The sequence below is a fragment of the Streptomyces canus 299MFChir4.1 genome, assembly GCF_000383615.1.
In the GTDB taxonomy this organism is placed as follows: Bacteria; Actinomycetota; Actinomycetes; order Streptomycetales; family Streptomycetaceae; genus Streptomyces; species Streptomyces canus_C.
In genome coordinates, this window is sequence record NZ_KB911619.1 from 1 (window position 1) to 21,669 (window position 21,669).

Sequence of the window (21,669 nt, forward strand, 5' to 3'; positions counted from 1 at the left end):
AGCAGGCGGGGACGGCCTCCCGCCCACCGAGGGTCCAGGCAGGCCAGGCCGATCGCGTTGAACCGGTGGATCACATCGCGCACGGTGTCCTCGTCGGCCTGCACCAGCTGTGCGATCACCGGCACCCGGTTCCCGCCGGCCGAGGCCAGCAGCATCATCGCGCGCCGGTAGCGCACCGAGCTGGTGCTACCGCGGCGCACGATCTGCTGCAGCTTCTGCCCCTCCTGGTCGGTCAGTCTGCGCACACGGACAGGCTCGGCCACCGCGCCTCCAGCGGTCGGTTGGGACGTCACCGCACATCCAACCGTCATGACCGCCAACCCGGCGAACCTATGCGGTCAGAGCACTAGATCGCCCCAGACGACCAGCGTCCCGCCATCGTCGAGAAAGGGCAGGATCTCCCGCACGAAGGGACCGCCGTGCGCATCGGCGATGACCGGCACCGGCCTCCCGCGGACCGCCCCCTCCAGCTCGCGCTGCCAGCCGCCGCCTCCGGAGACCACGACGGGCACGTCCGGCCAGTTTGTGCGGACCGTTGACGCAGAGCGGTCACTGCGGACGACGGCGACAACGGGCCAGCCACGGTCGCGGGCCTGCTGAACGATGAGCTTGCCGACCGCGGACGCGGCCCCCGACACGAGGAGTGGAGAATCGCTCGGCGCTGCCGCGGCGGCCCTCAGCTCATCGACCGCACGGAGCACGTCACGAGAGGTGATGGTGTTGACGAGCAGGACGCTCGCCGTTTCGTCGCTGAAGGAGTCCGGGACGGCTACGGCGGCCTCGGCCGGCACGGTGATGTGCTCGGACCATGCGCCCGGGGCCGGAAAGACCGCTACCCGATCGCCGACACGGAGCGCCGGCACCGATGGACCCACCGCAGTCACCACGCCCGCCGCCTCGGTGCCCAGCCTGCGCCCCGCGGATCCGTCCGGCAGGCCGGTCTCCGTCGCGACCAGATCGCCGCGGTGGACCGGGGAGATGCTGACACGCACTTGGATTTCGCCGGCTCGAGGGGCCGGCGCCTCCGGCCGGTCCTCGATCTGCGCGACGGCTGCCGCATCGCCCGCCCGGTAGTGGACCACGCTCTTCATGACTCACTCCTTGTTGTGTCGAAGCCATTGCCCTGACGACGGTCGCAAGTACGCGGCTCAGACGCCCTGGAGCGTCGAATGCGTCCCGCGTCGCCGATTTGGCGTCTAGAACTGTGTGGCGCCGCCGTCGACGAGCTGTTCCGCGCCGGTGGTGAAACTGCTTTGGTCGCCAGCCAGGTAGAGGGCGGTGGCGGCGACCTCGTCGGGATGGGCGGCGGCATCACCGAGGCGCCGGCCGTCAGCAACGGCAGCGCCTTTTGGACAGTGAAGACCGTGCCCTTGAGATTGATCGAGGCAGTGCGGTCGTACTCTTCCTCGGTGATCGCGCCGAGCGGGCCGTAATCCCCGACGCCGGCGTTGGCCACCACGATGTCCAGGCAGCCGCTGCGGTTCGCGATCTCGGCGAAGAGCCGGTCGAGGTCGCCGAGGCCCGAGGCATCGCCCTGGATGGCGATGCCTCGGGCGCCGACCTGCGCGACGGCGGCGTCCAGCGCGGCCTTGCGGCGCCCGGTCCGGTAGACGGTGGCGCCCTCGGCGGCGAAACGGCGGGCGATCGCCATGCCTTTGCCGCTGGAGGGGCCGGTGACGAAGACGGTCTTGTCGTCCAGTTGGCCCATGAGACTCTGCTGTTCCTTAGTGTAACCATTCTTGTTACATCGGCGGGTGTGGGATGCGACTCCCCTCGATCAGGGGAAGTCGACGGCCCGAGGTCAGGCGGCTTTCAAGACGTCCCGCAGCACGTCCTCCAGCGTGGTCTTGGCCAGCTCCCTGCGCAGGGCGGCCTCCACGTCGTCGTACACGGCGGTCATTGCCGGCCCGATGCCGTGGCCCACGACGCACTCGGGGTCCGGTGTCGCGCGATGTAGGGCGAAGGCCGGTCCCGGTTCGATCGCCTGGTAGACGTCGAGCAGAGTGATCGCCGCCAGGTCCCGCGCGAGCATCCAGCCCGCCCCCGCACCTCGCCGTGAATCGGCCAGGCCGGCCTTGCGTAGCTCGCCCAGCAGGCGGCGGATCACCACAGGGTTGGTGTTGACGCTCGTCGCGATCTGCTCGGAGGTGGCGACCTCGTGGCCACGCCGCTGATGCAGCCCGATCCATGTCAGGGCGTGCGCCGCGATGGTCAGTCTGCTGTTGGCGCTCACGTCGGACTCCACCTCCCTCACCCCTCGGCTCTAGTCGTAACTGTAGTTGTTACAACCCTATGCGGCAAGTCCTGCGGGGCTGGCTGGACCGGCCTGGTCAAGGAGCACGCCACCCGCGGGCACACCATCGCCGAGTTCTTCTCCTCAGCCGGGCCACCGTCCATCGACTCCTGGAACGCACCCAGGGCCAGCACCAAACAGAAGCCGAACGGCGCTAGGGCCCCGCCAACCTACCGGCGGATCAGGTGCCCCCTGGTCTCTGAGCCAGTAGGACTCCAGGTCCGACTCTCCTGGTCATGCCGCCTGGCCGTAGCCGTCCGGGGCGGTTGGGTCGTTGCCTCGGAGCGGGCTGAAGTCGACGTCCAGGTGCGGTCGTACGCCTTGGGCTGGATGCAGAGTTCGTGGGTGGAGTACTCGCCGAAGCGGCGGATGTGCTCGGTCAAGTACGGCGGGATGTGGGCGAGGTCCTCGGGGCCGATGACGTAGCCCTCCTCCTGGAGCTTGCGCACGATCTCGGCGATGTCCAGGGCGTTGTGGAAGATCACCGCGTTCGTGAGCAGAACGTTGAACTTCACGGTCTTCTCCTGCTCGACGGGGTCGTTGTCGGTGATGACGCCGCCGTTGCCGAAGCCGATCCACTGGGAGAAGCCGTTGAACGCCTCGACCTTGTTCGTGGCGGCGGTCACCCGCCGGCGCAGCGGGGCGTCCGAGAGGTAGCGCAGCAGCTGGACGCCTTGTTCGTGGCGGCGGTCACCCGCCGGCGCAGCGGGGCGTCCGAGAGGTAGCGCAGCAGCTGGACGGTGCGGACGACGCGGCCGACCTCGCGAAAGGCCGTGTATGTCGCGTTCTTGCGTGAGCCCGCCCGTAAGCGCCGCAGCAGCAGCGTGGAGGAGATGGCGCCCTCGCGCACGGAGACGGCCACCCGCATCAGGTGCCGGAACTGGGACTCGATCAGGTCGAAGTCGATGACGTTGCGGCCCGGCTCCCCGAACAAGGCGTCGATGTGCACGTACTCGGCTCTCTTCGTGGGCCGGTAGAAGGTCAGGTCCTTCCGGTTCCTGATCCTGGGCATCAGGTCGAAGCCCAGCAGGTGCGCGAGCGCGAAGACAGGGAAGCTCTGGCCCTGCGTATCCGCGTGCACGGTGGTCGGTTTCAGCTCGAAGGTGTTCTTGAGCAGGCCCTCGATGATGTAGACGGCCTCCCACACCCCGCACGGGATGAAGTGCGTGAACAGCGATGTAGGTGTCGGAGATGTGGTGGTAGGCGATGCCGCCCGGCTAGCCGTACCGCACGGACGTCTCGGACAGCAGGTTGTTGAGGTAGGTGTCCATCTGGGTGCCGTCCGCGGCGACCGCGGAGCCGTCGCCCCACGCCTGGAGATATCCAGGCGGGCGTACACATTGACCAGGTCGGCGATCGCCTCGTCGAGCGTCGGGATGGACAAGTGCCGGTTCGCGGACAGCGACAGCTCGTGCCCGCTGACACCGGGGCTGTGGCGGGCGGCCTCGTAGGGGCCCATGTTGGTGCCCTTGACGAACGTGGTGATCACGTACCGGCCGAAGGGGGTCCTTCAGCTTCGGCTCGTTGCCGGAGGCGGGGCCGAAGCGGCGCCACCACTCCACCCAGTACGCCGTGCGGGAGATGATCCCGAGCAGGGAGCGCTCCGGCATCCTCGCCCTGATCTCCTGCTCCAACACCTTCGCCGAGGCGCGCTGCCCCTCGGCGCGGTGGGCCTTGAGAGAGGGGATACCTGTCTCAGGGTCGATGACCAGGCCCTCGTTGTCCGGGTACCCGGCATCCGCACTCGCGGCGGCCGCAGTGAGTTGTCCTCCAGCTGCCGACGGAACGCCACCGCGTCGTACGGCGCATCGTCGCCGGACTCGGCGAGGCCGACCTCCACCAGGTAATCGTCCAGCTTCGCCACGACATCCTCCCAGGGAAGCACCTGCTCACTTCCAAGTCGGCGTACTCCTCGGACCCGGTCATCGCGACGTCACCTGTGCGCAGTTCCTCGGCGAGCGCGGCGAAGACCATCGCCTCGAAGTGCTTGCGGACAAACGCGCCGGGCCGGTTCTTGTCTCGGACGGCTTTCTGCCAGTTCAGCGTGGCGAACGAGATGTCGACCGGGTGGCCGTCCTCGTGCCGTTCCGGGATGTAGTCGCGGGAGGTCTTGTACCGGCGGGCGTGCGCGAGCGCGTCCAGGACCCGGCTGTCCTCCGAGGTGGTCGTCAGTTCCAGGCGGCTGGTCAGGTCGTACATCGTGGCGCGGTCCTTGAGCAGGTGCCCGTACAGCAGCACCTCCCAGTAGTTGCCATGGTGGGCGGCGACCTTCTCGACTCTCTCGTACCTCCCCTCGAACACGCCGAAACCATCTACCGCTGCCGCATGCACTCCCAGGGCGCCGGCCTGCACCCGAAGGGCCTTCGCCATCGTGTGCAGGGCGAGCGCGAGCCCGCTGCCGAGCCGCGCGGCCACAGCGCCGGCCTCCGCGTCCTGGTCGAGTTCCCCGACCGCCGCCAGGATCTCGGCCGTCAGCGCTGCCGCCTTCTCCCGTGCGGCCTGGACTGGGCCGTCGGCGTCGATGTGCTGGAGCACGGTGCGGTAATTCGCGATCAACGCCTCTACGATGGCCTGCTGCTGCTCCCGGATGCTCTCCAGCTCCGCCTTGGCCCGCTTGACCTGCAACGCGATCCGCTTGTAGAACATCGTGGTCAGCTCGTCGCGGGCCCGCATCCGCGCCTTGTGCACGAGACACACCAGCAGGGCGAGCCGCTTCATCAGTTTGTAGTCCCGCAGTCCCGGCGCGTCCGCAGCGTCCGCCTCACGGGCGAAGTCCGTGATCTTCCCCGATGCGACACCGTCCAGCCACACCCCGGTCTCGCCCAGCTCGTCCACCCACCCAAGGTGCTCGGCCTGGGAGCGGAAGTGCGACCACGTCGGGGCCTTCGCCGACTGCTTCAGTTTGTTGTACTTCGTGGTGACGGAGGCGTCCTTGTCCGAGAGCAGGGCCAGCAGCCGCTCCCGGTGCGCCTTGCTGAGCTGGTCGTAGGTGCCCACGCAGATCGAGGCGTTCACCTCGGTGCGGACCTTCGCCGCGAGCGCGTCCAGTGTGGTGGAGCCCGGCAGCTCCAGCCCGGCCTCGACGACCTTCTCCAACGCGATGTTGATCAGGTCCGCCGGCCGGTTCTTCGACATCGCCTCGTTCCGCATCACTGCCTCGGCGATCTTCCGGGCCTTCGCCACATTTGTGCGAAAAAGGGGGAGCCGAAGACTGGTCCGTCGCCGGTCGACAGGCGGAAGACGGGGCAGCAAGCACCACTTGACCTGCGACGGACGCGGCACCCCGCTCAGAGTCATCACCACTGCGGCCAACGCGTCCCGGCCGGCGCCGCCGCCCCAACTCGCTGCTCGGGGACAAGGGTTACGACTCCAAACGCCACCGTGAAGAGTTGCGCAAGCGCCGGATCCTGCAGGTGATCTCCCGCAAGGGCGCCCCGAATATCAAGGGCCCGGGCAAACTCCGCTACGTCGTCGAGCAGACCTTCGCCCTACTCCACCAGCTCAAACGTCTCGCCGTCCGCTCGGAACACCGAACCCAACTCCACGACGCCTTCGTCCCATTGGCCTGCGGTCTCATCTGCTGGAGGCGGCTTCGGAAACCCATGAACGGCTGACCGGTGTCGGGGCAGGAGGGCCCACCAGCGGGCTGCTTCAGAGCGTTGGTACTCTCCGCATCCAGGGCTAGGCGGGGGAGATGACCGTGGGAGCGGAGCCGTAGAGTCCTCCGAGCCGGTGGTTCAGCGGAATTGGGGTTGGTTTCCTCTTCGGTGGGCTGACCGCAGTGGTGACCATTGCTGCGATCGGGAGGGCATGGGCTGCTTGTGACGTCGGCAGCAGCGCAGGATCCAACGGCGTGACTTTGCTGTTGCTTGCGCCTCTCATATGGGTCGCCGCTGCCGTTCCGTGGGGTGGTTCTGCACAGCACCCTCGGAAGACGCCATCGCAGGACAGGCCTGATGGCAGGGCTCATCTTCACCCTGTGGTTCATCTGGTTCCTTGCCACATGGCTCGGGATGCCCAACTCCTACCCCGCCCCGCTCTGCCCGGGCAACGTCCCACCCTGGTGGCCGAGCTTCATCCCGGCATGACACCGGCATGGCTGTGAACCACCTTGGCACCGGCAGCACCAACCCCCTCAGCACCCGCGACCAGCCGCTTCCCGCCAGCAAGATCGCGTTACGAGCTCTTAGCTCTCTTGCCCCCCTGTGACCGCCATCTTGCCCACAGGCGGAACGTAGCAATACCGGCGATAGCTGCGGACCAGACCATGCTCGGAGAGGGTGAACACATCCGCGAAGTCCAGGTCACGCGGTGCCACTTCCAGTGCGTCGGCCACTGCCCGTACCAACCGCCCGATTACCACCACGGTACGGTCCTCAGCCACCACGGTGGCCAGTTCGTGCCGTGAAAGAAGGTCTGCCTGAGCAGCCTGAGCCTGCGCTGCGGCATTGCGCCCGCTGTGCGACGCTACGCCGGGACGGTTGATGGTCACATCTTTCGTTAAGAGTGACGCATACCCATCGATATCCCCAATGTCTAGATAATGATAGTAAAGCATCACATGTTTGACGCCTTCTGCAGTTACCGCTGAACCTGCCGGAGGGTTCCCGATTCTGTCGATTTTCCTCATTGCCTGACTGACTCCCTGCCCATTCGTGGCGGCGCAAGCCGCACCATCGGCTCCGCGCACCATCGTCATCCGGCCCGCTAACTCGCTCCTATCTCCAGGCCATTCCGGCCGAGCTGATGCCCAACTTGTGGTCTGTTCGTGATCACAGGTGCCCACGTGCGGGCCGCACAGATGCGGAGGTCAGAGCGCAAACGCCGAGTTGCACGCCGAGGCGGATGGGTGAGCACGGATCGCGGCCAAGGGTGCCGGGTGCTCACCTACTGCTCACGGCGATCAGGGGGTGGATCTTGGCACCTACACTCATCAGGGTGACAAAGGGGCACACTATGTGTGGGGTCGGAGGGATCATGAACCGGTGCACCTCGAATCATGGAAGCCTGCGGTGAGTTTCACCTTTCAGGTTTTGGGCGAGCTGAAGGTGTTCAGCAGTGATTACTCCGTGCCCATAACCCCCGGCAGGCAGGAAGCTGTTCTCGCGGCCCTGCTCCTGGAGAGCGGCAGGCTGCTGAGCAGCGATCACCTGATTCGGCTGTTATGGGCCGAGGACCCACCCGAGACGGCCCGTACCCAGGTGCAGATATGTGTGTCACGCGTCCGAAAGGCACTGGCCGCCGGCAATGTTGAAGCCACCATCGTGACCCGGTCGGCGGGATACTTGCTACAGATCGGGAACACCGCCCTGGATCTGAACGTCTTCCGCGATGACGTCGCCGAAGCCCGGACCTTCGTCGGTGGTGGCAGGACGGCCGACGCGGCCGAGAAACTGCGCAAGGCCGTCGCTCTGTGGAACGGCCCCTGCCTGAACGGCATCTCCAGCGAGCTACTCGCCCGGGTCGCCCAACAGATAGACGAGGAGCGGCTCGCGGCCACCGAGACGATCGTCGAGTTGGAACTGAGTCTCGGCCGGCACCATCAGCTGACCGCGGAAGTGGGCCGCCTCGTAGAGGAAAACCCGCTGCGGGAACGTTTCCGCAGCCAGCTGATGCTTGCTCTGTACCGTTCCGGACGGCAGGCGGAGGCCCTGGATGTGTATCGACGGGGCCGCGCGTTGTTCCAGGAGGAGTTGGGTCTCGAACCTAGCCAGGATCTACGCCGCCTCGAACAGGCGATCATTACAGACGACCCGGATCTGCGACATGAGCCGGACGCCATCACCATGGCCGTGCCTATACGTGAGGCCAGACCTGTCACGGAACCAGATGGCACACCACCGTCCGAAGATGGTGTCGAGCATCCGCGCAGCGTCGTCATCCCTCGGCAACTCCCCATCGACACCGCAGACTTCGTCGGTCACGCAGGGCTGGTGACCGAGGCGGAAGAGGTCTTGACCAGCGCCCAGCCCGATCGAGCCACTGGCGTCGTTGTCATCACCGGCCGTCCCGGCATCGGAAAGAGCACCTTCGCCACCAGGGTCGCGCACCGACTGGCCGACGCCCACTTCCCAGACGGCCAACTCTTCTGTCAACTTCGCGGTGGCCGCGCAGATCCGGTCAACGCACGGGAAGTCTTGGGGCGTTTTCTGCGCGCGCTAGGCCTGCCCGGACCGGCCATCCCGGATTCGCTTGAGGAGCGGGCGGAGATCTACCGCAGCCTGTTGGCGGCTAGACGCATCCTCGTGGTTCTGGATGACGCCGCAAGTGAGGAGCAGATTCTCCCCTTGCTCCCCGGGAGCCGGTCGTGCGGTGCGCTCATCACGAGTCGGGCTCGGCTGACCGCGCTGCCGGGCGCTTACAGTGTGCCCCTGGAGACCTTGAACCAACAGGATTCACTGGAACTCCTCAACAACGTCATCGGCTCAGGCCGTGTGAACGGTGAACCGGAAGCGGCCAATGCACTGGCCCGTGCAGTCGACGGTCTTCCGCTTGCTCTGCGCATCGTGGCAGCGCGCATGGCGGCCCGTCCACACTGGTCACTGGCGTCGATGGTGCAGCGCCTCGCCGACGAGCGTCGCCGACTCGACGAACTGGCCCATGGTGAAATGACCGTGCGGGCCAGCCTCTCCCTCACATACAACGGACTGCCGGACAACAGCAGGAAGCTGCTGCGCCTCCTCAGCCTGACCAACGGGTCCACCTTTCCCAGCTGGGTCGGCGGCGCTTTGCTGAATGACTCCTCTCCCTTCCCATCCGACATCATCGAACCCCTGGCCGACGTTCAGATGATCGATGTCGCCGGACACGGGGCAGCCGGAGAGCTCCGCTACCGGTTCCATGACATCGTTCGGTTGTTCGCCCGCGAACGCATGGTTGCGGAGTCCGACGAGGCGGAGCGGGGTGTTGCGATCCGGCGCGTGGGCGGAGCCTGGCTCTCTCTGGTCGCCCAAGCACAGAGACACGCCTTCGGGTATGACTACTTCAGCGGGTCGGCTCCGCACTGGGACCCGCCGAAGAGCCACACCCAAGTCATTCTCTCCCAACCGATGGAGTGGTTGGACAGCGAACGGGAGAACCTGGGCCTGGCCGTGGACAGCCTCGCCACCGAGGACGAAGACGAATACGCATGGGAACTTGCCGTCAATCTGGCTCCGTTCTACGAGGCACGTGGATATCTGGACCACTGGGCCCGTACGCACTGCAAGGCTCTTACCGCGGTTCGCCGGGCAGACAACCATGTGGGTCAGGCAGCCCTGCTCGCCTCCCTCGGATCCCTGTACATCGATCGTCGGCAACTACCCGAGGCGCGGAAGGCATTGACGTCTGCGCAGGAGATCTTCGAAACGCTGGGTCACCGCAAAGGATTGGGCCTGTGTCGAAGGGATCTCGGCACTTTGGAGCAACTCACCGGCCGCGACACAGCCGCGATGAGACTCTTTCAACAGGCCGAACGTGACTTCGAAGCGATCGATGACGCCTGGGCGCGCGCCGCTGTTCTCACAGCACGGGCGGTCGTCCTGCTCCGGCAGGGCGACGGCCGACGTGTGGAAGCGGAACTACGCGAGGCACTGCAGACCTGGCGCGACCTCGGATATGTGGGCGGTCAAGCCCGCGCGATGCAGCGAATCGGCCAACTCCACATGCATCGCGGGCAACTCGATGACGCACGGGAGGTTCTGGCCGAAGTCCTAGGCATGGTCGTGGACGAGGGTGACGTGATTGGTGAGGGGCATCTGTTGCACAATCTCGGGCGCGTGCATGTGGAACTGGGGCGGCCGGCTGAGGCCACGGCCCTCTTCGAAAGGGCTCTTGCAGTCCGTGAAAGCATACTCGACAAGGTCGGCGCGGCCTCCGTCCGAGTCAGCCTCGCCGAGCTGTCTCTGCGAGCCGGCGAGACACGGAGAGCACGTGCCCTGCTGGAGAACGCGATGGAGGCGTTCGACATGCACGGCGTGGTGCATGAGCGCGAGCGCGTCGAGCGACTGATGCAGAGCGTGACCACTGCCCGCTCTCTCGGTCATGGATGACGTCATGCAGAACCGAGTTCCGTGTCGAGATGGGACCCTGGCCGGACACGACGTTCCCGTCCGCGGCCGAACGCGGCTTCCCCGGCACGGCAGGAAGCGTTCGCGCGTCGGTTCACAGCGAGACACGTGTGGTCCCGCGCTTGCGCAGGTAGGCGCGGAAGCCGCGGGAGCTGTAAGTCTTCTCCGCCACGCGTTCGTCGGGCCTGCAGCGTGGCCGTCCAACGCCGGTGCGCGGGACGCGGATACGCAGCGGCTTCGGCCGGGCCGCGCTCATCACCGGCGAGGTTCTCGTGGACCTCATGCTGAGCTGCCGCCTCCTGACGGGGCCTCACGGCGCTCAGGCGGGTGCCTGCCGTACCGGAGGTAGACGGACCGGCCGCGGCTTCTGCTTGGCCCTTTGGCCGCCGCCCTTATTCCGGGCCGCCTCCATCGCGGCGCGCCCGGCACGCCATGGCACGCGTCGCCGTGATGCGTGAACTGGCGGGAGACAGGCGGCAAGCAGACCGCTTCGCGCGGAGTGCAGCTGATGCAGGGAACCCCAGCGCCCTTGCCCCAGCGCGTTGGACCGCTTTGCACGCGCTGCCGCAAGAAGTCCACGGCGACGAGCGCGCACAGCGCGGCCACGGTCACCAGCCAGACGGTGAGCGAGACGTTCCCTGGTGCTCCTGAAACATGGGGGTGAACCGACGGTCATGACTCGGCATAGAGTGCAGCTCGCGTGCGGTACGGGCGGAATGCACGGAGCCACCCGCCGTACGGCGGGCAACTTCCGCCGTACGGCGGCTACGGGGTCGGGGGCCGGTACTGCGACCATGATCGAAAGGATCGCCGCGCCCCCTGCGTGAGGAGAAACCATTGTCCCCGGTTCCGCCGCCGTTCGACCCCGAACTCGCCGCCGTCCTCGAAGTGATGAAAGAGATGATCGGCCCGAGCCTCACCCTCGACGGCCTCGCCGACGCACGTGCGGGCCTCGGACCCCTGCTCCCGCCCGACGAGGTGCTGACGGGAGGCGGGGCCTTCGAGATCGAGGACCGGTCCGTGCCTGGGCCGGTGGGCGCGCCCGACATCTCGCTGCTGATCTGCCGCCCGGTCGCCTCCGCCGCACCGCGGCCCGTCATCTACCACATCCACGGTGGCGGCATGGTCCTCGGCAACAACCGGTTCGGCGTCGACATGGTCCTGGAGTGGGCCAAGGAACTGGACGCGGTCGTGGTGTCGGTGGAGTACCGGCTGGCACCGGAGAACCCGCACCCGGCCCCGGTCGAGGACGTCTACGCCGGTCTGGTGTGGACCGCGGAACACGCCAAGGAGATCGGCGGCGACCCGGGGCGGATCATCATCGCGGGAGCCAGCGCGGGCGGCGGTCTGACCGCCGCGCTGGCGCTGCTCACTCGGGACCGCAAGGGGCCGCAGCCGATCGCGCAGGTCCTCATATGCCCGATGCTGGACGACCGCAACAACACCCCGTCCGTGCGCCAGATGGTTGGCATCGGCAATTGGGACCGCACGGCCAACGAGACCGGCTGGACCGCACTGCTCGGCGAGCAGCGCGGCGGCCCGGACGTGCCCGCGTACGCCGCACCGGCCCGTGCCGAGGACCTGTCCGGGTTGCCCCCGGCCTTCCTCGACGTCGGCTCCGCGGAGAGCTTCCGCGACGAGGTAGTCACCTACGCCTCCCGGATCTGGCAGGCCGGCGGGGTGGCCGAACTGCATGTCTGGCCGGGCGGCTTCCACGGCTTCGACGGTCTCGCCCCACAGGCAGCCCTCTCCCAGGCGGCCCGCGCAGCCCGCCTGCGGTGGCTGCGCGGGATCGTCGGGGAGTAACCCCCCGTAGGGCCGGGCTCGGACGCGGCATCGCCGAGATAATCCCAGGACACCAGTGCCTTGCCGATCGTGCATGATGTGGTCCTAGAGAAACCGCATCACCGTAGGCCACAAGGCACTTCTCCGTTTCCGGAAGAACTATCCACAGGCATCGATCCGGCGGATCCGGGCTCAGCGGTCCAGACCCCAGAGCGTGAAGAACCTGTCGATCTGCGCCTCCAGGCCAACCGACCACACGCGCCCGGGCTTGTGGACACGGAGCGAGACGAGGCCGTGAAGGCCACACCACAGGTCCTCCGCGGTGACATCCGGACCCGACCCGCAGGCACGCAGCAGCGCGTCGATCCCCGCCAGCAACTCGTCGGCGGCCCCGGTCCGGACGTAATCTGCGCCCAGCTGGTCGGCACTTTCGAAACGCAGCTGGTACAGGCCGGGGTGCCGCGTTCCCCAGTCGACGTAGGCATGGGCGTAACGGCGCAGCCGCTCCAGCGGCGGTAGTCCCGGATCGTCGGACGCAGTCATCGCGTCGATGAAGACGGAGTCGATACGCATGAGCAGGGCCCGGTTCAGTTCACTCTGCGAGGAGAAGTACCGGTACACCGCGGTGGCCGACACTCCACACGCCCGGGCCACCGCACGCAGCGACGGAACAGCCGTGGCCAAGCGCGGCGACGCGAGTTCGACGGCGGCGGCCAGGAGTTCGGAGTACAGTCCTCCAGCTTGCACGCGCCATCCTTTTCCTCTGAGTTTCCTGCACGATATCCCCTCCGCCCGAACGGTGGGCCCCGCGCGACCAGGCCAGGGATGGGGCCCGGCCACCCGGCGAATGGTGGGTCGTGGATCCGGCCGAAGGCAACGCCAACCACCCGCACGCCCTGCCGGAGTGGGCGGTGACCGTCAATCTCGTGCGCGATAACCAGCCGGTGCTCACCGCGGTCAGCCCGCGTTGACCGGCGGGACACGTGATCCGATCCAGCGGATGCGCCCCCTTCGCGATCTCGAGCTCCCGCTGATCCGCACCGAGGGGGCCATGACTGCCCACACCGTGAACATCACCCCATCGCCCTGCGCGACAGGGTCGACGTCCTGGTCAACAACGCGTTCGACCCTGGCTCGTACGCGGCGCCGTCGACACTACGGTTGCGGACTTCGACTTGCGCGTCGCTTCCCCAGCGGCCGCTTTCGTGCACTACGCGAATCTCGCTGCCGAAGGGGCGCGGTCTGACCACCGTCGACCGTCCGTGTGAGCGTGAACCGCAACCGGAGCGTCCGCGCACGCTCATCTCGATCCGCCGCACGGTCGGGATCAGCGCGCAGTTTGGTCCGGGCGGCCAGCAGTCGCTCGGATACGAAGGTCTTCTCCATGGCTGTGCGGGCGTCCAGAGCTGCGCCTCGGATCACGGCTGGACGACACCGTGCCCACCGGCATCGACCAGCGTCACGGCACGACCAGTCCCGGACCTTACTGATCGTTTCAGAATGAGACGTACAGACGTTGGGAGAGCCGGTAGGCACGTTGACGTACGGGGAAAGTCAGGCAGGGCACTGGTGCTGCTGTACAAACGGTCACTATTAGCTGGGTGGCGAACATGATGATTTCGGTCGACGCGGCAGACACTGCAAATGTGGAGGCGTTGAGCGAGTGGTTGCGGACGGACGCCCCACGTCGTGCTCAACTGGAGGTCCACGGCGTCGGCTTCTTGAAGCTGCTCACCAGTCCTGAGACCAACCAATGGGGTGGCTGGAAGCACCCCGAGTGCCAGGTCTGGGCGGGTGCTTTGAACCATGCCGACCTCGACGCCCTCAAGCAGCGCGTGTTCGAGATGCCGTGGCGCGAGCCGAACCTGGTACAGCTCCTGATCATGGATCAGGAGGAGGGGTTCTTCCGCATGTGGATGATCCGGGACAGTGAACTGCGGCAGTTTGCACCGCTGCAGCCGAACGAGGATGACGAGGGCTTCTACCTGGGCTGATGAGCCGGGCCCGCGGCCCATGCCGACGGTGATTTTTTCAGCACGAAGATCTGCTGGAATGCCTAGCTCTTTAAGGTGGCCACCATTCCCGAAGACCGCATCTTGCGCTGTCATGCGGTTCTCTGCGAATAGCTTTCCAATGGTCATCGCAGTGATCGGCTTAGAGAGGCTGGCTATGTGGAAAAGGCTTGCGCTGGTCACCCGCGTATTGTGGGGGGCGTCAATGTAACCATATCCGCCGGTAGCAACTTCGGCCCAGTCAAACCCTCCCGTGTACACGATTTGCCCATTTTGGGGCAGCGGGGTGACTCCCCGCAGTTCGAGGTCGTCCTGGGTCGCATCCGGGTTCCTCGCCTGGGGCAGGGCAGGCCCCGCACCCGGCCGCGGCGGGTCCGCGCGGACAAGGCGTACGCCTCTCGCAAGAACCGTGCCTACCTGCGACGACGCGGCATCCTCTGCACCATCCCGGACAAGGTTGACCAGGCCCGTAACCGCAAGAAACTCGGCTCCCGTGGCGGCCGGCCGCCGAAGTTCGACGCGGTCGACTACCGTGAGCGGCACGCGGTCGAGTGCGGTATCAACCGCCTCAAAAGGCACCGGGCCGTGGCCACGAGGTGCGACAAGCTCGCGGTTCGCTACGAGGCGACCGTACTGGTCGCGGCCATCAACGAGTGGCTGTGACCAGGCGACTCAAGACGGGAAGCACGCCCCGCAGGTCGTCGTCGTCCACCGTGACGGTCGCCGTTTCGCGCGCTCCTGCCGATGCGTTGAACGCCACGCTCAACCCGATGGATGCGAACAGTGGCAGGTCGGAGCGGCTGTCTCCAACTGCCCCGCACGAGCGGGGAGCCAGCCCCAACTCCCGCGCCTGCGTGAGGGCGAAATCTCGTTTGTCGTACTCGTCGAAGTGACGGGCGACCCGGCCTGTGAACCGGCCGTCGGTGGTCTCCAGCCGTGGTCCGCTGAACGCGTGGAAGCCGAAGCGGTCAGTCAGGTAGCTGCCGACTGGCGACCAGGCGAGGGTTGCCAGTACGGGCACCAACCCGTTCTGCCAACACCAGGCCACCGTCTCCGTGATGCCCGAGACCAAGGGAAGCCCGTCGAGCCAGCCAGAGACCTGGTCTTCGGGAACTCCCGCCCAGCCGGCGGCGTCCAGCTCGGAGACCTGCCGATTGTCCACGGCGCCGGAGGCGTAGGCATCCTCGGCCTTGGCCAACTCGTCCCGATGGCCAAGGAAGCCAGCCAGAAAGACCGACGAACTCGTACCTGGGACGAGCGTGCCATCGACATCGAAGAACACGGCGCCCGCGTGATCGGATGAGAACACCGACCAAGGATGCCACTACCTCGCGAAATGCAGGGTCGGTCAGGGGCGCCCCTCCTACTTCCGACACACGCCGTAGCGGTGATCGCACTTGGGGGCGACGTCCGACCCCGGCCCGGAGCACCGTCGGGTGGAGCGCCACGGTGCGGCGGTCGCGGGTCGCTGTACGAACTCGGCAGAACTCGACAAAAGGCGGCGAAGAAGTGTTTACTCCAGGGGAGTTAACAGGTGTCAACCTTGCTGGAGGCATGATGCATGTCCCCTCTGCCACCCCTCGTCAGCACGATGAGGACGGCGAGGACGGTCGGATCCGTTCACGGCTGACCGTGTCCGATCTCCCCGAGCCGCCGGGTCTGCCCCTGCTGGGCCACTTGCCGGCACTGGCCCGTGGCGGAACCATGCACCGGACGCTGAGCGACTGGCGAGACCGCTACGGGCCGACCTTCCGGGTACGGCTGGGCCGTAAGGACGCGGTCGTCACCTCGGCGCCGGCCATCCTCGATACGGTGCTGCGCGAGCGGCCGGACACGTTCCGCCGCGCCCGCTCGCTCTCCGATCTGATCGCGGAGCTCGGGGCGTCCGGACTCTTCGACTCCGAGGGCGCGGACTGGCAGCGGTTGCGCCGCATGGCGACGCGCGGGCTGAACTCGGGTCAGCTGCGCGATTCCTACTCCGCGATCGCCCGGTCGACCGGGCGGCTGAGGGAGCGGTGGGAGGCCATGGCGGGTGCACGCGTGCCCGTGCTGGAGGATCTGATGCGCTACACCCTCGACGTGACGGTCGCCCTGACGATGGGACACGACCTGGATGCGGTAAGGCGGGCCGACGAGGACGGGCTGCACCAGCGACTGCCCCTGGTGTTCGACACTCTGACCAAGCGGATGAACAGTCCCTTTCCCTACTGGCGTTGGATGAGGCTGCCGGGCGACCGCCGCGTGGACGCCGTCGTCGCCGAGGCCGGCGCGCTGATCCGGGAGCTTTACGCCGACTCCCGGCACCGGATGGGCGCCGGGGAGAAGCCGCGCACGTATCTGGACTCACTGGCCATGGCGAGCCTCGACAACGACGAGCACATCACGGAAGGGGACGTGATCGGCACGATCCTCAACATGATGATCGCCGGTGAGGACACCGCCGCCGCGACCACCGCCTGGGCGATCCACCACCTCGCCGGTCACCCGGAGGTGCAGCAGCGGGTGCGGACCGAGGCCGAGGCAGTCCTGGGCTCCGATGGCTACCCCGCCGAACCGGCGGACCTGGCCCGGCTGCCCTACGCCGGGGCGGTGGTCAACGAGACGATCCGGCTGAACCCGGTCTCGCCGTTCATACTGCTGGAGGCCGTCACCGACACCACGGTCAGCGACGGCACGACCGATCTGCACATCGGGCGCGGCACGGTCATCGTGGTCCTGCTGACCCACGGCTCGGACCGTGACCCGCTCAGGTACCCGGACCCCGGGCGATTCGAGCCCGAGCGCTGGCTGTCCTCGGGGGCTCGGACGTCTCCGCAGGAACAACCGTTCATGCCGTTCGGCGGCGGTCCGCGCTTCTGCCCCGGCCGTAACCTGGCCCTCATGGAGAGCACGCTGGTCGTCGCGATGACATGTCACCGTTTCACCGTGGAGCCCGACACATCCGCCGGACCGGTCGGCGAGCGAGTGACCCTGGCTGTGCTCCCCACCCATCTGAACGTGCGGCTGCACCCTGCATCCGCCTCGGCCCAGTGATCGCGCACCATCACATTCCCCGACGCCTTCGAGGAGCGCGGTCAGACCTGCGCTATGCCGTAGTCCGAGGTTGCCTCGACCACCACCAGCGTGGCCCTCGTGGCGAGCAGGTGATCCCGCGGGGCGAGGACCGCATTCGTTGTCGGTCCCCACGTTGTGGTCTCGGTCGTGGATGGCGCCCGCCGCTTCGTACTCGGGGTGCGGACGCATGCCTCTTGCTGATGCCGAGGCCCACGCAGTGTTCGTGCAGCACGCCCACGGTCTTGCTCCCTCCCTGGCGGACGGACCCGTCATATGCCGTTCCGGGAGGACCAGGGTGAACAGGAATTCTGACGCAGGTGCTTCGCGGCAACACTCCACGGTTCCCGTGGTCGGCCGGTCTCGGCCGGATCGAACCCCACCATGAGCCCGAACCCGCAACAGCCCACGTCAGGGCAGACAGAAGCACGTCCGGCGCGCGCCAAGGCATTTGCCACGCCACTGGCGCACACCGAAGGTGCGCTGCATACAGCGTCGAGTTTCATGTGCGGCCGGCTTGGCGTCTCCAGATCCGGCTACGACTACTGGCGATTCCGCCCGGAATCCGCGACAGCTCAGCGGCGCGAAGAACTGAAATCGCTCATCGAGAAAGCCTTCGATATGTCCGACGGCCCCTATGGGCACCGGCGCATCCAGGCCCAGCTGCGCCGCTGGGGCGTCGCCGCAGGCGTGGAGCTGTTCCGCCGCCTCATGCGCGAACTGGGCCTGGTGCCCTGCCAGCCAGGTTCAACCTTTGAAGCCCTTCAACTGACTCGACCGGCCCGAGCGGGGAATTATCTGGCGCACCGGGGACACTCGATGGCCGTCGGCGAGGCAAACTCCTGGCCGCCTACGGGGAGAACCCATTGGCCGTTGACAGCGGAATTCCCCAGGATGTACCACCTATCACTCGGTCCGGCTGAAGCCTGCCTGGGTGCTTCCTCGCACCTGCAGTTGAACGGGCAGGCAGCGGTTGCGCGGACGTGACAGGGAGGCATCTGCACGGCCGGCGATCAGGCGCAGCAACGCTCTGGCCGCGGCTCGGCCCTTCGCGTCCACGTCTTGGCGGACCGTGGTGAGCGTGGGTCGCGTTCGTAGAGCGAGTGGATGGTCGTCGAAACCGACGACGGCAAGATCCTCCGGCACACGCAGCCCAGCGTCCGCTGCGGCAGCAAGTACCGCCTGCGCGATAACGTCGGTCAGACAGAGCGCGGCAGTGGGTCGATCGGACGAAGCAAACAACAGGCGGGCGCCTTCGCCGGCGTCCGCGACGTGTTTGGGCTGGTTGACCAGTGTCGGTTCGACACCGGCAGCCATCAACGCTTCCATCCACCCGGCGTGACGTTCGGCGATCACCCGTAGCTGCCTGGCAGCCTCCGGCAGAGGGCCGGGCGTCGGCCCGGCATCAGGCCCGAATCCCGGGGTGACCAGCGCTACCTTCCGATGGCCCAGGTCGACAAGGTGCTGGGCGGCCGCTCGGGCACCGCCACGGTCGTCGATGGTGATCGACACCTGACCGCGAGGGGCGGTCATGTCGACGTACACCAGTGGCAGATTGCGCCGTTGCAGCCAGTCCAACGCCGGCAGCCGTGGGTCACAGGAGAATGCAATCGCGCCGTCCATGGCGACATCACGAGCCAGCACGACCGTGCCCTCGGCGCGCGTTGGCAGGAGGGTGAGGGCCAGTCCGCTGGGTGCGAGCTCATCGGCGACCGCTCCGAGGAACCGAGCCGAGACCTCGTCAGAGAGGGCTTGGCGCAGCTCCGTGGCCCACAGCACCCCTACCGCGCCGGTGGCGCCAGTGGCCAACGACCGCGCCGATGGGTCGGGGCCGAGGTAGCCCAGTGACTCCGCCTCGGCCAGGATGCGCCCGCGGAGGGCGTCGGAGAGTTGATCGGGTCGGGAGAACGCATTCGACACCGTCATCCGGCTGACCCCCAGCCGGTCGGCGATGGACTGCAGCGTGACTCTGGCGATGGCCCTCACCTCCCGACCGCTCGACTCTCTCAACCATGCTTGCTCAAGCAGCTTGTCCAGCCGCCGCGCGCGGGCGCCCTGGCAAGCATGAAGCCATCTTGCACAATCCTGCCGCCGTAAATATCTTTACCGGTACAGAAACCCGTCGCGTTCAGGAGACACTGTCTTGCCTACCATCGCCTCCGACGCCACGTGGTGGCGCCAGGCCGCCGTCTACCAGATCTACCCGCGGTCCTTCGCCGATTCGAACGGCGACGGGATCGGGGACCTCAAGGGCATCACTGCCAAGATCCCGTACCTCGTCGAGCTCGGGATCGATGCCGTGTGGCTGAGCCCGTTCTACCCCTCGGCGCTCGCGGACGGCGGCTACGACGTCGACGACTACCGCAACGTCGATCCGCGCATCGGCACCCTCGAGGACTTCGATGAGATGTCCGCGGCCCTCCACGCGGCCGGCATCAAGATCATCGTGGACATCGTCCCGAATCACACCTCCGACCGCCACGAGTGGTTCCAGGAGGCCCTCGCGTCCCCCAAGGGCTCCGCGGCCCGCGAACGATACATCTTCCGCGACGGGAAGGGCGAGAACGGCGAGCTCCCGCCGAACTCGTGGGGCTCGATCTTCGGCGGCGGCGCGTGGGAGCAAATCACCGAACCCGACGGGGCGCCGGGGCAGTGGTACTTCCACTTCTTCGCCAAGGAGCAGCCGGACCTGAACTGGGACAACCCTGAGGTCCACGAGGACTTCCTCAAGACCTTGCGCTTCTGGGCCGACCGCGGCGTATCCGGGTTCCGCGTCGACGTGGCCCACATGCTCAAGAAGAACCTCGACCCGGCCTACGACGCGCTCCGTACCCTCATGTTCGGCGAGGCCTCGGTATTCCACGACGGCCAGCACCCCCTCTTCGACCGCGACGAGGTCCACGAGATCTTCGCGGACTGGCGCAAGGTCTTCAACGAGTACAATCCGCCCCGCACCGCCGTCGCCGAGGCCTGGGTGCCCGCGCACCGCCGCGCCCGCTACGCCTCCCCGGAGGGTCTGGGGCAGGCGTTCAACTTCGACCTCCTCCAGGCCGACTTCGACGCCGCCCAGTTCCGCAAGATCATCGCGGACAACCTCGCCTTCGCCGCCGAGTCCGGCACCTCATCCACGTGGGTGTTCTCCAACCACGACGTCATCCGCCACGCCACCCGTTATGCCCTGCCCGGCAACGCTGCCAAAGCAGGAGCGCAGTGGCTGCTCGACGGCGGGGACCCTGCGGCGCTGGACATCCCGCGCGGTCTGCGCCGGGCGAAGGCAGCGACACTGCTCATGCTCGCGCTCCCGGGCTCGGCCTACCTGTACCAGGGCGAGGAACTCGGCCTCCAGGAGGCGGGCCAGATCCCGTCCGAGCAGCGCCAGGACCCGACTTTCTTCCGCACCCAGGGCGAGCAGATCGGCCGCGACGGCTGCCGTGTGCCGCTCCCTTGGGAGCCGGATGGCACCTCGTTCGGCTTCGGCCCGGCCGGCGCGCACCTGCCCCAGCCAGAGTGGTTCGCCCACTACGCCGCGAGCGTCGAGGAGAAGGACCCGGCCTCGACCCTGGCGTTCTACCGGCGCGCGCTTGCCCTGCGCCATGAACTCCAGGGCGCGGAGACTCTCGTGTGGGAGCAGGCGTCCGACGACAGCGTGCTGCACTTCGTGCGCCCCGGCGGCTGGCACGTCGTGGCCAACTTCGGATCGGCCCCGGTCGCCCTGCCGGCAGGCGAGGTGCTCCTCGTGAGCGCCGACGTCGAGGACGGCAAGCTCCTCGGCGAGGCGACCGCCTGGATCCGTGCCTGATTTCCGCCCGTTCGCTGAGCTGTTGACAGTAATGGATCAGATGATCACAGGGCTGGAAAATGTCGATGAGAACTGACACCGGTCAGGTGCTTACGTCCTCGGTGGGGAACCGGGAGGAAGCGCTCTACCGGCCTACCGCCGAGATGAGTCCGCCGGGTCGCTCCTCGCGCTGCGGCGGGGTGCTGATGGGGCGGCCGTAGGCGGCAGCGCGCTCGCGCAGGGTGTGGCTGTCGGCCTCCCAGCCGTGCCCGGCCAGCCAGGCAACCGGGTCGTCGGGCATCTCCGAGATCCACATGGCCGCCGCCGATCCCGGCACCGCGTCCGCGCCGAAGCGCTCGATCACGCAGCGCGAGCCCAACGTCAGGCTGGACACTCGCCGAGGCCGCGGCTACCAGGGCGGACTGCCGGTAGCGGCGGCCACGGACACGGGTCGGGGACCAGGTCCAGGAAGCCGGACAGTGCGACCGCGTCCGTCAGCGGGACCGGCTCGGCAGTCAGGCCCAGTCGGGCCAGCGCGGTGGGCATGGGAGAAGATGCGGGAGCAGGCGCGGACTCGCCAGGTGGTCATGGGACTTCGACACTCACATGATCACTGAGACCGTGCCTGCACTGCGTTCGCCACCTGCCCGAACCGTGCTGGCCCCTCCAAGGAGGGGCCAGCACGGCACTCCGGACGAAACG

General features: G+C 67.3%; 19 protein-coding genes and 5 pseudogenes. 10 read left to right on the plus strand and 14 right to left on the minus strand.

Translation table 11 applies throughout. From position 1 onward, the window contains the following. The 7 genes and pseudogenes from H293_RS51070 to H293_RS0141100 form a co-directional block, all read right to left on the minus strand. Positions 1 to 263, minus strand: a 263-nt coding sequence (locus H293_RS51070; RefSeq protein WP_020123593.1) for a helix-turn-helix domain-containing protein, incomplete at its 3' end; no start/stop codon positions are given. Positions 264 to 338: 75 nt separating this feature from the next. Then, a complete protein-coding gene (locus H293_RS51075) occupies positions 339 to 1,091 on the minus strand; it encodes an alcohol dehydrogenase catalytic domain-containing protein (RefSeq protein WP_020123594.1) in 753 nt (250 codons plus the stop codon). A 105-nt stretch (positions 1,092 to 1,196) separates the two neighbouring features. Continuing rightward, positions 1,197 to 1,708: pseudogene (locus H293_RS59395) on the minus strand (SDR family oxidoreductase). Between the two features lie 93 nt (positions 1,709 to 1,801). Beyond that, positions 1,802 to 2,233, minus strand: a complete 432-nt coding sequence (locus H293_RS0141090) for an Rrf2 family transcriptional regulator (RefSeq protein WP_028808636.1) — start codon at positions 2,231 to 2,233, stop codon at positions 1,802 to 1,804. 230 nt (positions 2,234 to 2,463) lie between these two features. After that, on the minus strand, positions 2,464 to 2,919 hold the full coding sequence (locus tag H293_RS59400; protein WP_020123596.1) for a Tn3 family transposase: 456 nt from the start codon (positions 2,917 to 2,919) through the stop codon (positions 2,464 to 2,466). Beyond that, entirely contained in the window at positions 2,916 to 3,782 is an 867-nt protein-coding gene (locus H293_RS59405; RefSeq protein WP_078612829.1) for a Tn3 family transposase, read from the minus strand. The genes H293_RS59400 and H293_RS59405 overlap by 4 nt, the downstream gene beginning before the upstream one ends. Before the next feature lie 206 nt (positions 3,783 to 3,988). Then, positions 3,989 to 5,476: a hypothetical protein gene (locus H293_RS0141100; protein ID WP_028808637.1), complete on the minus strand. Its 1,488-nt coding sequence runs from the start codon at positions 5,474 to 5,476 to the stop codon at positions 3,989 to 3,991. Positions 5,477 to 5,595: 119 nt separating this feature from the next. Here H293_RS0141100 and H293_RS0141105 point away from each other — a divergent pair, with 119 nt between their 5' ends. Both H293_RS0141105 and H293_RS60695 read left to right on the plus strand, forming a co-directional pair. After that, positions 5,596 to 5,907 carry a transposase gene (locus H293_RS0141105; RefSeq protein WP_106968540.1) on the plus strand — a complete coding sequence of 104 codons (312 nt, stop codon included), beginning with the start codon at positions 5,596 to 5,598 and terminating at the stop codon, positions 5,905 to 5,907. Positions 5,908 to 6,249: 342 nt separating this feature from the next. After that, positions 6,250 to 6,381 carry a hypothetical protein gene (locus H293_RS60695; protein WP_020123599.1) on the plus strand — a complete coding sequence of 44 codons (132 nt, stop codon included), beginning with the start codon at positions 6,250 to 6,252 and terminating at the stop codon, positions 6,379 to 6,381. A 98-nt stretch (positions 6,382 to 6,479) separates the two neighbouring features. On the opposite strand, the gene H293_RS55865 is transcribed toward H293_RS60695, so the two are convergent. Next, complete coding sequence (locus H293_RS55865) at positions 6,480 to 6,923, minus strand: nuclear transport factor 2 family protein (protein WP_158694508.1); 444 nt, start codon at positions 6,921 to 6,923, stop codon at positions 6,480 to 6,482. A 382-nt stretch (positions 6,924 to 7,305) separates the two neighbouring features. Between H293_RS55865 and H293_RS0141120 the strand changes: the two genes are divergently transcribed. Next, positions 7,306 to 10,323, plus strand: a complete 3,018-nt coding sequence (locus tag H293_RS0141120; RefSeq protein ID WP_020123601.1) for an AfsR/SARP family transcriptional regulator — start codon at positions 7,306 to 7,308, stop codon at positions 10,321 to 10,323. A gap of 112 nt (positions 10,324 to 10,435) precedes the next feature. Here H293_RS0141120 and H293_RS61805 read toward each other — a convergent pair whose 3' ends face one another. After that, a complete protein-coding gene (locus H293_RS61805; RefSeq protein ID WP_199790254.1) occupies positions 10,436 to 10,624 on the minus strand; it encodes a hypothetical protein in 189 nt (62 codons plus the stop codon). Positions 10,625 to 11,178: 554 nt separating this feature from the next. On the opposite strand from H293_RS61805, the gene H293_RS0141130 reads away from it, so the two are divergent. Then, positions 11,179 to 12,147 carry an alpha/beta hydrolase gene (locus tag H293_RS0141130; protein WP_020123603.1) on the plus strand — a complete coding sequence of 323 codons (969 nt, stop codon included), beginning with the start codon at positions 11,179 to 11,181 and terminating at the stop codon, positions 12,145 to 12,147. Positions 12,148 to 12,318: 171 nt separating this feature from the next. On the opposite strand, the gene H293_RS53955 is transcribed toward H293_RS0141130, so the two are convergent. Beyond that, positions 12,319 to 12,873 (minus strand): TetR/AcrR family transcriptional regulator, encoded by a 555-nt coding sequence (locus H293_RS53955; RefSeq protein ID WP_020123604.1) that lies wholly within the window; start codon positions 12,871 to 12,873, stop codon positions 12,319 to 12,321. Between the two features lie 80 nt (positions 12,874 to 12,953). Here H293_RS53955 and H293_RS55870 point away from each other — a divergent pair. Continuing rightward, positions 12,954 to 13,085 (plus strand): annotated as a pseudogene (locus H293_RS55870) (3'(2'),5'-bisphosphate nucleotidase CysQ); the annotation flags it as partial. 651 nt (positions 13,086 to 13,736) lie between these two features. Then, positions 13,737 to 14,120 (plus strand): hypothetical protein, encoded by a 384-nt coding sequence (locus tag H293_RS0141145; protein ID WP_020123606.1) that lies wholly within the window; start codon positions 13,737 to 13,739, stop codon positions 14,118 to 14,120. An 81-nt stretch (positions 14,121 to 14,201) separates the two neighbouring features. On the opposite strand, the pseudogene H293_RS61810 reads toward H293_RS0141145, so the two are convergent. Continuing rightward, positions 14,202 to 14,399, minus strand: a pseudogene (locus tag H293_RS61810) (serine hydrolase); the annotation flags it as partial. 15 nt (positions 14,400 to 14,414) lie between these two features. Here H293_RS61810 and H293_RS0141150 point away from each other — a divergent pair. Beyond that, positions 14,415 to 14,801, plus strand: a pseudogene (locus tag H293_RS0141150) (transposase); the annotation flags it as partial. On the opposite strand, the gene H293_RS0141155 reads toward H293_RS0141150, so the two are convergent. Continuing rightward, on the minus strand, positions 14,785 to 15,447 hold the full coding sequence (locus H293_RS0141155; protein WP_020123608.1) for an HAD family hydrolase: 663 nt from the start codon (positions 15,445 to 15,447) through the stop codon (positions 14,785 to 14,787). The pseudogene H293_RS0141150 and the gene H293_RS0141155 sit on opposite strands and share 17 nt — an antisense overlap. Positions 15,448 to 15,770: 323 nt before the next feature. Here H293_RS0141155 and H293_RS0141160 point away from each other — a divergent pair, with 323 nt between their 5' ends. Both H293_RS0141160 and H293_RS55875 read left to right on the plus strand, forming a co-directional pair. Next, positions 15,771 to 17,171 (plus strand): cytochrome P450, encoded by a 1,401-nt coding sequence (locus H293_RS0141160; RefSeq protein WP_158694509.1) that lies wholly within the window; start codon positions 15,771 to 15,773, stop codon positions 17,169 to 17,171. A 402-nt stretch (positions 17,172 to 17,573) separates the two neighbouring features. Further along, a complete protein-coding gene (locus H293_RS55875) occupies positions 17,574 to 18,176 on the plus strand; it encodes an IS3 family transposase (protein ID WP_078612833.1) in 603 nt (200 codons plus the stop codon). On the opposite strand, the gene H293_RS0141165 is transcribed toward H293_RS55875, so the two are convergent. Beyond that, the gene (locus H293_RS0141165) at positions 18,096 to 19,175 is read right to left on the minus strand and encodes a LacI family DNA-binding transcriptional regulator (protein WP_020123610.1); all 1,080 of its coding nucleotides are present in this window, start codon (positions 19,173 to 19,175) and stop codon (positions 18,096 to 18,098) included. The genes H293_RS55875 and H293_RS0141165 overlap by 81 nt on opposite strands. 157 nt (positions 19,176 to 19,332) lie before the next feature. Here H293_RS0141165 and H293_RS0141170 point away from each other — a divergent pair, with 157 nt between their 5' ends. Continuing rightward, positions 19,333 to 20,988, plus strand: coding sequence for a glycoside hydrolase family 13 protein (locus H293_RS0141170; protein WP_020123611.1), 1,656 nt, complete (start codon positions 19,333 to 19,335; stop codon positions 20,986 to 20,988). 124 nt (positions 20,989 to 21,112) lie between these two features. Here the strand turns inward: H293_RS0141170 and H293_RS0141175 are convergent. Further along, positions 21,113 to 21,352 (minus strand): annotated as a pseudogene (locus H293_RS0141175) (SAM-dependent methyltransferase); the annotation flags it as partial. Positions 21,353 to 21,669: the final 317 nt, after the last annotated feature.